The sequence below is a fragment of the Actinomadura roseirufa genome, from assembly GCF_900659635.1.
Classification (GTDB): domain Bacteria; phylum Actinomycetota; class Actinomycetes; order Streptosporangiales; family Streptosporangiaceae; genus Spirillospora; species Spirillospora roseirufa.
This window is the reverse complement of record NZ_CAACVB010000245.1, coordinates 1-11,004: the sequence shown is the minus strand read 5'-3', so window position 1 is coordinate 11,004 and position 11,004 is coordinate 1. Positions and strand designations below refer to the sequence as shown.

10 protein-coding genes are annotated in these 11,004 nt (G+C 72.0%); 3 read left to right on the top strand and 7 right to left on the bottom strand.

The window, feature by feature from the left end:
- Positions 1 to 1,084: hypothetical protein (locus tag E1291_RS42510; protein WP_165495408.1), on the top strand; the 1,084-nt coding region annotated here is incomplete at its 5' end.
- A 175-nt stretch (positions 1,085 to 1,259) separates the two neighbouring features.
- On the opposite strand, the gene E1291_RS33400 is transcribed toward E1291_RS42510, so the two are convergent.
- The 3 genes from E1291_RS33400 to E1291_RS33395 are packed head-to-tail and all read right to left on the bottom strand — an operon-like array spanning position 1,260 to position 3,164.
- Positions 1,260 to 2,420 carry an MFS transporter gene (locus tag E1291_RS33400; protein ID WP_131742070.1) on the bottom strand — a complete coding sequence of 387 codons (1,161 nt, stop codon included), beginning with the start codon at positions 2,418 to 2,420 and terminating at the stop codon, positions 1,260 to 1,262.
- Positions 2,421 to 2,448: 28 nt separating this feature from the next.
- Positions 2,449 to 2,580 carry a hypothetical protein gene (locus E1291_RS44780; protein WP_278045299.1) on the bottom strand — a complete coding sequence of 44 codons (132 nt, stop codon included), beginning with the start codon at positions 2,578 to 2,580 and terminating at the stop codon, positions 2,449 to 2,451.
- The gene (locus E1291_RS33395) at positions 2,577 to 3,164 is read right to left on the bottom strand and encodes an NADPH-dependent F420 reductase (RefSeq protein WP_131742069.1); all 588 of its coding nucleotides are present in this window, start codon (positions 3,162 to 3,164) and stop codon (positions 2,577 to 2,579) included. Before E1291_RS33395 ends, E1291_RS44780 begins: the two co-directional genes overlap by 4 nt.
- A 108-nt stretch (positions 3,165 to 3,272) precedes the next feature.
- Between E1291_RS33395 and E1291_RS33390 the strand changes: the two genes are divergently transcribed.
- Positions 3,273 to 3,773 carry a MarR family winged helix-turn-helix transcriptional regulator gene (locus tag E1291_RS33390; RefSeq protein WP_131742068.1) on the top strand — a complete coding sequence of 167 codons (501 nt, stop codon included), beginning with the start codon at positions 3,273 to 3,275 and terminating at the stop codon, positions 3,771 to 3,773.
- Between the two features lie 127 nt (positions 3,774 to 3,900).
- Here E1291_RS33390 and E1291_RS33385 read toward each other — a convergent pair whose 3' ends face one another.
- Entirely contained in the window at positions 3,901 to 4,509 is a 609-nt protein-coding gene (locus E1291_RS33385) for a CGNR zinc finger domain-containing protein (protein ID WP_242614539.1), read from the bottom strand.
- 198 nt (positions 4,510 to 4,707) lie between these two features.
- Here E1291_RS33385 and E1291_RS33380 point away from each other — a divergent pair, with 198 nt between their 5' ends.
- Positions 4,708 to 5,769 carry an alcohol dehydrogenase catalytic domain-containing protein gene (locus E1291_RS33380; RefSeq protein WP_131742066.1) on the top strand — a complete coding sequence of 354 codons (1,062 nt, stop codon included), beginning with the start codon at positions 4,708 to 4,710 and terminating at the stop codon, positions 5,767 to 5,769.
- 44 nt (positions 5,770 to 5,813) lie between these two features.
- On the opposite strand, the gene E1291_RS33375 is transcribed toward E1291_RS33380, so the two are convergent.
- The 3 genes from E1291_RS33375 to E1291_RS33365 form a co-directional block, all read right to left on the bottom strand.
- Complete coding sequence (locus E1291_RS33375; protein WP_131742065.1) at positions 5,814 to 6,980, bottom strand: Cmx/CmrA family chloramphenicol efflux MFS transporter; 1,167 nt, start codon at positions 6,978 to 6,980, stop codon at positions 5,814 to 5,816.
- Positions 6,981 to 7,162: 182 nt separating this feature from the next.
- Positions 7,163 to 7,735, bottom strand: coding sequence for a TetR/AcrR family transcriptional regulator (locus E1291_RS33370; protein WP_131742064.1), 573 nt, complete (start codon positions 7,733 to 7,735; stop codon positions 7,163 to 7,165).
- 43 nt (positions 7,736 to 7,778) lie between these two features.
- On the bottom strand, positions 7,779 to 11,004 hold a 3,226-nt coding region (locus E1291_RS33365), incomplete at its 5' end, for an FtsK/SpoIIIE domain-containing protein (RefSeq protein ID WP_207401073.1).

The window sequence follows — 11,004 nt, the reverse complement described above, 5'->3', positions numbered from 1 at the left end:
CCGGCGGGGCTCGGACCGGAGCGCGCCGCTGCGCGCGCTCGGCCGCCGGCTCGGCCGGATCGGCGTCGGCGCGCTGATCACCTCCAGCGGGCAGCGCGGGCTCGGCCGCGGCTGCGGGCGGGCGGCGGGCGTCCCGGGCGACGCCCGCGTGCACTGCTGGGACAGGCAGGACTCCACCACCTCGACGTGGGTCCCGCAGGGCGTCACCAGTTCCTCGGACGCCTCGGCCGACGAGAACTGGGGCGGCCGTCCCATGCTCGTGTCGTGGTACTCGCGAACCGGCGTCCGGGTCACGTTCGTCAACCCCGACCGGGGCAGCTACCAGCACGTCCTGCTCGTCTACCCGCGGATGAGCGGTGGCCGGGCGACGTACACCGACATCGCCGTCCACGCGGGCGGCATCTCCTGGTTCGGGCGGACGCTGTACGTGGCGGACACCAGCGGCGGCCTGCGCGAGTTCGACATGACCCACATCTACGACCTCGCCCGGAGCAAGAACGGGTCGAGGAGCCGCCCAGGCCAGGTCGGGCTGCACGGCGGCAAGTACCACGCCCACGGCTACCGGTTCGTGATGCCGCAGACGGGGAGCTGGCACTACGCCCGGGGCCGCGCCCCCCACGACCGGTGTATCGGCCGGGGTCCGCTGCGCACCTCATGGACGTCGATTGACCGCACCGGCCCCCGTCCGGCGCTGATCGCGGGCGAGTACTGCTCCCGGGCGGCCCCGCGGGGCCGCGTGGTCACCTGGCCGCTGGACGAAGGCGCCGGCCTCGCCGCCCGCGGCGGTGTCGCCCGTGCCGACTGGGCCGCCTACCTGCCCGAACGCAAGATCCAGGGCGGCGTCCGCGCGCACGGTTCCTGGTGGTTCTCCCACAACCGCGACACCGCCTCCGGCACGAGGCGCGGTCAGTTCCTCATGACCACGTGGGACGGGGACGAATGGGGCGAGGTCCAGCGGCGTCCCGCGTCCTACGGGCCGGAGGACCTGTCGTACTTCCGTAGCCAAGACCGCATCTGGACGGTCGCCGAACACGCCGGCAGACGGGCCCTATGGGCTGCAATCCCGGCCCACTTCGCTCGCTAAGGCTCGCTTCGTGACCGTGCTTGTGCGAGCGCGAATCGCTTCGCGATCTTCCCGGCGGGGCTCGCCTTCGGCTTCGCCCCGCCGGTCAGGTCGCGCGCTCGCGTTCCGGCTGAGCACCGTTATCGAGGAGGCCGCGTCCCTGGCGTCCACCGTGGTGGGGCGCGGAACCCTCGCGCTACGTCGCTGCCAGGGCTTGGCGGCGGACGTGCAGGCTCACGACGGCGGTCACGGCTAGGCCGGCCACGCCCAGCAGGGCTCCGGCCCAGGCTGGGGCGGCGTATCCGAACCCCGCGTCGACCGTGAAACCGGCGAGCAGGGAGCCGAGCGCGTTGGCGAGGTTGAAGGCGCCGATGTTGGCCGCCGAGGCCAGGGCGGGGGCCTGCGACGCGCTGTCCAGCACCCAGGTCTGCAGCGGCGGGATCGTCGCGAAGGCGGCGACCCCGAACAGCACGATCGTGACGATGAACGCCGCCTGGTTGCCCGCCACGACGGCGACCAGGGCCGACAGCACGGTGAGCGCGCCGACGGAGCCGTAGACGGCGGGCAGTACCGCCCGGTCGGCCAGCCGGCCGCCGAGGAGGTTCCCCACGACCAGGCCGACCCCGAGCACGCCCATGACCACGGGTACCGCGCCCGAGGAGAAGCCGCCCACGTCGGTCATCATCGGCGCGATGAAGGTGATCACGGTGAACACCGGCGCGAATCCGAACACGGTCATGGCCAGCGCCAGCCACACGCCGCCCTGCCGGAAGACGCCCAGCTCGCGCAGGAGGCCGTGTCCTTGGGGGCGCGGGCTGGAGGGGACGAGCGCGATGATCCCCGCCAGGGCGACGACGCCGACGGCGACGACCGCCCAGAAGGTGGCGCGCCAGCCGAGCGCCTGCCCGATCGCGGTGCCGGCGGGCACGCCGAGGACGTTCGACAGGCTCAGCCCGGAGAACATCAGGGCGAGCGCGCGGGCGCGCTTGCCCGGTTCCACCAGGTCGGCCGCGACGACGGCGCCGACGCCGAAGAAGGCGCCGTGGGCGAAGGCCGCGATGATCCGCCCGGCCATCAGCGCCCCGTAGGTGGGGGCCAGCGCCGACAGCAGGTTTCCGGCGAGGAAGAGGACCATCAGGGCGACCAGCATGGTCTTGCGGGGCAGCCGCGCCCCCGCCATCGTGAGCAAGGGCGCGCCGACGACGACGCCGGCCGCGTATCCCGAGACCAGCAGCCCGGCGACCGGGACGCTGACGTCGAAGTCGGCGGCCAGGTCGGGGAGCAGGCCGTTGATGATGAACTCGGTGGTTCCGATGCCGAAGGCACTGATCGCGAGGGCGAGCAGGGCGAGAGGCATGACTCGCTCCTTCGAAGGGAGGGACGGTTCAGCGGGGACGGCCGCCGCCGTCCGGGCTGAGCGCGTGAGCGCCGAAGACGCGGGAGGGGCGGAGCGGGGTCCGCTCGAACGGGCCGATGACCGCCGAGCGGGACCCCGCCGACCGCGGGGTGAGCGTCACGCCCGCGCCAGCGTGAAGCCGATGTCGCCGCCCAGCCCGACGCCGTAGGCGAGCTGGATCAGCAGTTCCACGGCCGGCTCCAGGTAGCGGGCGTTGGCCAGGGAACCGGCGTCGACGGCGTCGAAGCCCAGCTCCGCACCGAGGTCCAGCACGATCTTCTTGGCGTCCTCGTCGTCCGAGGCCACCGGCAGGAAGAGCTTGCGGCCGCCGAGCTCGGGGGTCTCCAGCGTGCCGGCGAACACGGTGTTGAACGCCTTGACCACCCGGGCGCCGGGCAGCGCCGCGGCGACCTGCTCCCCCGCCGAGGTGGTGTGCCCGACGGTCAGCGACATGAAGTCGGCCGCCAGCGGGTTGGTGGCATCGATGATGATCTTGCCGTCCAGGGCCTTCTTGACCGTGTCGTCGAGCTGGGCGACGGCGGGGAAGGGCACCGCCAGGACGGCGACCTCCGCCTCGGTGATCCGCGCCGCGACCTCGCCGGCGTCGGTGGCGGAACCGGCCGTGGTGACCGTGTGCCCCACCGCGGTCAGGCGGCGGGCCAGCGCGGAGCCGACGTTGCCCTTGCCGATGATGCTGATCTTCATGGGGAGATCCTCCGGTCGAGACATCCATAGATTTGCGTCGAATTCGACGCACAAGGGCGACCGTACAGATGCATCGAATTCGACGCAACCCCCGGTAGACTCGTCCCCATGAGCGAACCGCGCTGGTTGAACGAGCGGGAGATGCGCGCCTGGAGCGGCTTCCTGGAGACCTCCGCCCTGGTCCAGCGTCTGATCGAACGGCAGTTCAGGGAGGACGGCGGGGTCACCATGGTCCAGTACGAGATCCTCCACTGGGCCAACGAGTGCGCCCCCCAGCACCGGTGCATCACCGAGCTCGCCGAACTGATGATCACCTCGCGGAGCGGCCTGAGCTACCAGGTCGCCCAGCTGGAGAAGGCCGGCTTGCTGCGCCGTGAGACCAGCGCCGACGACGAGCGCAGGTCCATGGTCGTCATCACCGAGGACGGACAGCGGGTCCTGGAGCGCACCGCGCCGGGTCATGTGGAGACGATCCGCAACGGCCTGCTCGACCTGCTGACCGACGAGCAGATCACCCAGCTCGCCGACATGATGGACAGCGCCCGTACCCACCTGCGCGCCGTGGTCCCGATCCAGCCTCCGCGCAAGCGCGGCCCGTCCTCCCGCTGACCTCGGCGGGCGCGGCGGCCGATCCGGTCATCACGCCGTCCGCGGTAGGACGGCCGGGGTGGGCCGGCCGAGGGGGCGCCGCCCGCCGGGACCGGGGACGAGCCGGCCGGGGTCCTTGACCGGGCCCCTACTCGCCGGTGGCGTCCGCGCGCAGTCTGGCTCGATAGGCCCGCTTCTTGGCGAGCGCCCCACAGGTCTTCATCGAGCACCAGCGACGGGCACCCGCGCGGGACGTGTCGACGAACGGCACGCCGCAGTCGGGGTTCCCGCAGATGCGGACGCGCCCGCGGTACTCCGAATCGCACAGCGCGATCAGATCCCGCGCCACCATCGAGAGCACCGCTTCGACCCCGTCGCCGTTCCAGCGGACCGAGGTCGCGTCTGCCGAGAGCTCCGGCGCCGAGGGGGATTCGGCGGCCGCGCGATTGATCACGGTGACGTCCTCGGAGCCGGGCGGAACCCCGGCCGCCAAGGCTTCGCCCACGCGCTGGATCGCCTCCCGCAGTTCCCTCGCCCGGACCAGGTCGGTCTCTGTGCAGGCCGGCGCCACACCGGTGCAGCCGCTCTCCACGCACCAGCGGCCGAGATCGGCCGGCCGCGCCAGCCGTTCGAAACGCTCGGACCTGCCGCGATCGGCGAGGGTGCCGGCCAGACCGAAGCACAATCGCGCGTCGTCGAACCGGAAGTCGGCCTTGGCTCGCCGCCCGGCCGCGCGCTGACCGCCTCCATCGCTCATGTCCACCACTCTAGGCGGTTGACATCGATGGAGCGGGGGAACTACCGTCCCGTCCTGGTCCACCGCTTGAAGTGGTGGACATTCAGAGGCTCCTGGACCGGCCGCCGGCCGTGTGTCACAGCCGCGAGGCGCCGGGACGTGCGGCCGGCCCCGCCGGGCCGGTGGGCGCCGCGACGACATCGACAGGAGGTCGCGCTCATGCGCGCCGCAGTCATCGAAGAGCTCGGCAAGCCCCTCGTCGTCCGTGAAGTACCGGACCCCGAATGTCCCCCCGACGGCGCGATCGTGCGCGTCGGCGCGAACGGGATCTGCCGGACCGACTGGGCCCTGTGGGCGGGGGACTTCTGGACGGGAGGACCGGAGGTCGACCCCCCGTTCGTGCTCGGCCACGAGTTCGCGGGCACCATCGAAGAGGTCGGAAGCGAGGTGAAGGGCTGGGCGACGGGCGACCGCGTCATCTTCCCGATGAACCCGGGCGACGGGTCGTGCGAGATGTGCCGGAGCGGCAACCAGCACGTGTGCGACAACGTGGCGTCGCTGGTGCCCGGAGTGTCCTACTGGGGCGCCTTCGCGGAACTGGTCATGGTGCGCTTCGCCGACGTCAATCTCGTCGCGGTGCCGGAATCCGTCGGCTTCGTCGATGTCGCCAGCCTGGCCTGCCGCTACATGACCGCCTTCCACGGCATCGTCGACCAGGCGCGGGTCCGCGGCGGGGAGTGGGTCACGGTGTACGGCGCCGGCGGCGGCATGGGGCTGTCGGCGGTGGAGATCGCCGCGGCGACGGGCGCCAACGTGATCGCGGTGGACATCTCGGACCAGAAGCTGGACGAGGCGCGCGCCCTGGGCGCCGTGCACACCGTCAACGCCACGCGCGACGAGCCCGTCGAGGCGGTGCGGACGCTCACCAGGGGCGGCGCGCACGTATCGATCGACGCCGTCGGCATCGCCGCCGCCTGCCGCAACTCCGTCCTGTCCCTGCGCACCCGCGGCCGTCATGTGCAGCTCGGGCACACCACGCGCGCGGAGAAGGGCGATGTCGCGCTGCCGATCGACGTCATGATGGTCAAGGAGCTGGAGTTCCTCGGCGCCTTCGGCATGCAGGGCCAGCGCTTCGGCACGATGCTGAACATGGTCGAAGCCGGCCGGCTGAACCCCGGCCGGATCGTCTCCCGCACGGTGGACCTCGGACAGGCGAGCGAGGTGCTGGAGTCCTTGGAGTCCTACGGTCCGACCGGAGTCGTCGTCATCGACCAATTCTGATCCGGAGACCTCGCGGAGCGCCGAACGGGCCGACGGCCGGGTCGCTACGCGGCCCGGCCGGTCTCACGGAACGACGGGGTCAGCGTCCGGCCGAGCGCGGCCGTGCCCAGCGCGGCCAGGCCCAGGCCCGCGCCGATCCAGGCCGTCGCGGCGTACCCCGTGCCCGCGCCGAGCGCCAGCCCGCCGAGCCACGGCCCCACGGTGATGCCGATGTTGAAGGCCGACACGTTCCCCGCCGCGGCCAGCGTCGGCGCGTCCGCCAGCGCGAACACCTGCGTGTTGAGGACGGGGTTCGTGGCGAACCCGCACGCGCCCAGCAGGAACACCAGCACCACCACCGGCACGGGTGAACCCGCCGTCAGCGCCAGCGCGGCCGACACCGCGACCAGCCCCCCGATCCCGGCGTACAGGGTCGCCCCCGCGTGCGCGTCCGCCGTCCGGCCGCCCACCGTGATGCCGATCAGCGCCCCGATCCCGTACAGCGCCAGCACGGCCGGGACCCACCGCTCCGGCAGCCCCGTCGTCCGCGTGAGCATCGCCCCGAGGTAGCTGAAGATGACGAGCAACGCCCCCGTGGCGAGCGACGTCGTGGCGTAGGCCAGCCAGACGCGCACGCCGGCGAGCGCGCGAAGCTCGTCCCGCACCCGTGGCGGCGGGCCCTCGCGGCGCCCGCCGCGGATCGTCGCGGCGACCCCGGCCATCGCCGCCGCCGACAGCGCCGCCACCGTCCAGAACGCCGCCCGCCAGCCGAGATGCTGGCCGATGACCGTCCCGGCCGGAAGCCCCACGATCGTCGCCAGCGTCAGGCCGCCCGCGACGATCCCCATCGCCTTCCCCCGCGCGCCGGGCGGGACCAGGCCGACCGCGACCACCGCCGCCACCGCCCAGAACCCCGCGTACACGAACGCCCCCGCCACCCGCGTCGCGAACAGCACCCAGTACCCGGGCGTCAGCGCCCCCGCGACGTGCGTCAGCGCGAAGAACCCCAGGAACGCCAGCAGCGCCCGCCGGTGCGGCCAGCGCAACGTCAGGACGGCCAGGACCGGTGCCCCCACCAGCATCCCGATCGCGAACGCCGAGATCAGCAACCCGGCGTCGGGAACCGACACCCCGAGGTCGGAGGCCATCTCCGGCAGCAGCCCCGCCAGCATCAGCTCCGAGGTCCCCTGCGCGAAGATCGCCAACCCCAGCACATAGACCGCCCTGTCCATCTTGGTGGACGACCCGCTGGCGCGACCTCCGCTCGCAGGGCTCGCTCCGGCCCTGGGCCCCGCGTCGTCGTGCGCCCGGGGTGGTCGTACGGTTCTCGGCATTCCTGGTTCTCCGATTCCTTTTGTATTGATCAGTCTAAAATTTGGGCGGGAGAGAAGGCTCGGTCGTCGCCCTGTCCGGATCAGATCGCGGTCATCGCCGTATCGGCGATCATGCTGAGGGTCGCCCGGTCCGCGCCGCCCCTGGCCGCGACGCGCAGTCCGCTGACCGTCGTGACGACGAAGAGCGCCAGTGCCGCCGCGTCCCTGGTCGCGTCGATCTCACCGGCCCGCTGGCCCGCCTCGATCGCCGCCCGCAGCGCCCCGAGTCGCACCTCGCGGTCACGGTCCAGGCGGCGGGCGATGCCGGGGTCGTGGGGCGCCATCTCCACCATCGTGTTCACGACGAGGCAGCCGACCGGCTCGTCGGTCTCGGTGTCGACGGCCCAGTCCAGCACCGTCCGCAACTGTTCCCGTGCGGGCAGGTCGCTCTCCAGCAGCTCCAGCAGAGCCCCGGTCTTCTGTTCCATGTACCAGGTCAGGGCCCGCTCGAACAGGTCGTGCTTGCTCTTGAAGGTGTTGTAGATGCTGCTGCGGCCGAGCCCGGTCGCCGCGCACAGATCTTGCGTCGAGGTCGCCTCGTACCCGGCCGCCCAGAACGCCCGCATCGCGGCCTCGACCGCCCGCTCCTCCTGGAACCCCCGTGGTCGCGCCATGGCAGCAGGCTAACACGTTATGGACAGGTCAGTACAAAACAGCTCAGGGTGTGACGAGCCGCACCCGCCGCCGCCGGTCCGGCCACGCCAGCAACCCGTGGCCGGGCGCGAGTACTCTCTGCATCTGCGGCGGCACACCCCAAGACTCCGCTCTCTGACCGCCGCTGAAGCCCAGGAACAACGCGGGCGCCGCAAGCGCGCGCATGCTGGACAGCACGTCGTCCGGCGCGTCCCAGAGGGAGGTCTGCTGACGCGAAAGGACGAGGTGCAGGCCGCTCGCGAGGCCGGGCTTCAGTAGCCGAAGCAGAGGCCGTAGCGTGTCGCCCCCGAGGGGGAGCCTGAGGTTGGTCACCACGTAGATCTCTGGGCCCGGGCCGGCCGACTCCCTGCTCTGGGCCTTCTGGGCGGCCTCCGTCAAGAGCAGGGCGAACTCGGCGTCACTGCGGGCGTAGCGGAGGCCCGCTCGCGCGTCCTCATGGCCCTGGGCCTCTGCCAGGAACTCACGTGGGACATTCGCCAGGTTCAGTACATAGATCAGTCGTTCCTCGGCCGGGATGCGAGTGGCGATCTCCCGGACGAGCAACTGGGTCACCTGCGCCTTTCCCGACCCGGGAGGGCCGGTAATGACCAGATGCCGGTCCTTGTCGAAGTCCAGCAGCACGGGGTCGCCCGTGTCCTCGTCCACCCCGATCGGGATTCGCCGTCCCGGAGGCGACGCCGCAGAATCCCGGGGTGGTGCGGGTAGGTCCACGAAGCGGACCCAGCGGAAGGAATCTCTGGCCGTGACCATGAGAACGGAATGCAGTCTCGTCTGGTCGCCCGACATCACGACGATGAGTTCATCGGAGTAGTGCTGCATCAGGGTCGCCAGCTCGGAGGTGAAGGCGAACAGGCGGGGAGTCCCGGGTTCTCCGTCGATGTCGATGAACAAGACGCCGCCTCGCGCCTCCCGGAAAGCGTGATGAAGAGCGTCCTCTCGCGTCAGGTTCGACAGGGACGTCTCTGTCAGATGGCCGCGCCACAGCACGCCGAGGTTCGCCAGCATCCGGCTGTAGAGGCGTGCGAGGGTGCGCATCTCCGGCATCGTCCGCCCCTGGAACATGATGTGCCGGGGGGCGAGCGGACGGCCGGTCTCGACGCGCTCCGCCTCCGCGTCGATGAGCTGCCGGAGCAGGGTGCGGATCTTCTGGGCATCGGCCACCCGGGCGACGTACGCGCGCAGGCGGTCGAGTGCCTCAGCGCTGATATTCCAGGCGTCCTCGGGGACAGGCGCCACGGTGAAGTGGTCAGGGGCCTCATTGCCGATGCGGAGGAAGGCGGTCCGGTCGCCGTTGCCGAAGGAAAGGGAGGGGCGGCCCATCGTGCGCTGGAGTTCGCCTGGTGCCAGGGGGCTCACCACGATGCGCCATCTGAGGAGCGGAAGGAAACGCGCCCAGGTCGTCGTCCCCTCCACGATGGAGGACGAGACGAGCAGGTGGATGCCGAGCGGCGTTCCCCTCTGCGCGAGTGAGAGGAGCGTCTCGGCCACGTCTGGCCTGCTCGGCGGGAACGTCAGGGACAGATCGACGACGATTAGGAGGCGCCGGGCCGGTTCCTCGTCGGCGGCCCGTGTCTCTAGTTCGTCGTTCAGAAACTCCAGGAAGCGTCGGAGGCCCTCGGGGCGGCCGAGCATTTCCTCGTACAGGTCTCTGCGATGCGGGGAGTGGTGAGGAAACACGAGCGCACCGCCGAGCGGGTCTTCTCCCAGGCCCGCGATGACGATCCCGAGCCGATCGGGCGGGTGGGCGGCAGCCAGGTGGGCGAGGATGTTGCGAAGCACCCGCTGCCGATCCCGGGTCTCACCGACGACCAGTCCATGGGGGATGTCCAAGGTCGGGTCGAACGGGTCCAGCGTGATCGGGTCTCCATCCGGCCCTACTCCGATGGGAGGCGGGTCCGGGATGGAAATCTCTTCCGTCTCCGCGTCCGCTTCCCCAACCGCCATCGTGCCGACGAGCTGTGCGACTTCCTCTTCCGGGACGTGCGCCGGGAGGAACCGGGTCGGGCCGGGCTGTCCCTGCGCGGTGACGGTCGCGAGCGCGCCGAGCCGCCGTGGAGGAACGACGATCTGCCACTGTCCTGGGGGATGGGTCGTCTGCTGGGAGCAGAGGAAACGGATTCCCAGAGCGTCGTCCAGCTCGCCGGGCGACAGATGCTCGCCGTCGAACGGGATGACGGTGCTGTCGATCGCCACGACCAGGGCGGGGAGCGGGTCGAGGGGACGTCCGGCGGCGAGGTCCGCCTGGTAATGGTCCCAGGTCGGGACTCCCGCGTTCCGCAGGCCAGCGGTTCGGCGTTCCCGCTCGACATCGAGAGCGCCGGTCAGCCGGGTGAGCGGCGCGTCATCGGTGGAGAAACCACGGACGGTGTAGAAGATGTGCGGCAGGTCCTCCAAGCCCGCGAAGGCGTCGCCGTCCATGAGGTCGGCGAACATGAAGCTGACCGTGCGGGGCGAGTGGCTGAGCGCGAGGCTGAGCAGGATCGTCCGCAGCAGCCGGTGGCGCTCGGCGCTGGGGCCCGCGAGGACGCCGTGGCGCGGCGAGGCGTCCTCGGCGCCGCCGCGCAGGATGTCGACCCAGGCCGTCTGTCCGCTCTCGTCCACGCCGATGGCCGTGGGGTGCGGCGGACGGTCCCACGCGTCGCCGATGAGCTCGTCGACCGGGCGGTCCAGGAGATCGAGGAGATGGGGCGGCTCGGACGGTGCCGCCTCGGCCGGAGCGAGAGCGACCCGGACGGGCGCATCGGTGGCCGGGGCGGCGGCTGGGGACGGGGTGAGGTGGGCGCGGGTCTTCGGGGTGACCAGGGCGAAATGGTCGGTGTCCGCGACGAGGGTGAGGGGGCCGCCGGACTCGGGCAGGAGCGCGCGGAAGGTCTCGGCGGCCGTCCCCGCGCGGCGTTCGATCTCGGCGGAGACGGCCTCCAGGACGCGGCGCGTGTGCAGGGCCTCGGGGCGGGCGAGCGTGTCGAGCAGGGCGTCGCGGGCACCGGGGACGAACGCGTAGCGGGGGCCGCCCGCCGGGCGGAGCAGGCCGCTGAGCAGCACCTCCGCGAGCTGCCCGGGGCCGGAGCCGCCGAGGACGCGGTGCTGGATGAGGCGCATGACCGGCAGCGACGGCACGGACACCGCGACGTGCGCGGCCAGCTCCGCGGCGCCGGGGGACGCGGTGGCGAGGAACCGGCGGACGCGTTCGGCGATCGGCAGCTCGCGCTCGCGGCTCACGGGCGCGGCG

Bases quoted from the DNA above. Each gene is read 5' to 3' on its own strand.
- E1291_RS33400 (WP_131742070.1), bottom strand. From the start codon at position 2,420: ATGCCTCTCGCCCTGCTCGCCCTCGCGATCAGTGCCTTCGGCATCGGA.
- E1291_RS33395 (WP_131742069.1), bottom strand. From the start codon at position 3,164: ATGAAGATCAGCATCATCGGCAAGGGCAACGTCGGCTCCGCGCTGGCC.
- E1291_RS33390 (WP_131742068.1), top strand. From the start codon at position 3,273: ATGAGCGAACCGCGCTGGTTGAACGAGCGGGAGATGCGCGCCTGGAGC.
- E1291_RS33385 (WP_242614539.1), bottom strand. From the start codon at position 4,509: ATGAGCGATGGAGGCGGTCAGCGCGCGGCCGGGCGGCGAGCCAAGGCC.
- E1291_RS33380 (WP_131742066.1), top strand. From the start codon at position 4,708: ATGCGCGCCGCAGTCATCGAAGAGCTCGGCAAGCCCCTCGTCGTCCGT.
- E1291_RS33375 (WP_131742065.1), bottom strand. From the start codon at position 6,980: ATGGACAGGGCGGTCTATGTGCTGGGGTTGGCGATCTTCGCGCAGGGG.
- E1291_RS33370 (WP_131742064.1), bottom strand. From the start codon at position 7,735: ATGGCGCGACCACGGGGGTTCCAGGAGGAGCGGGCGGTCGAGGCCGCG.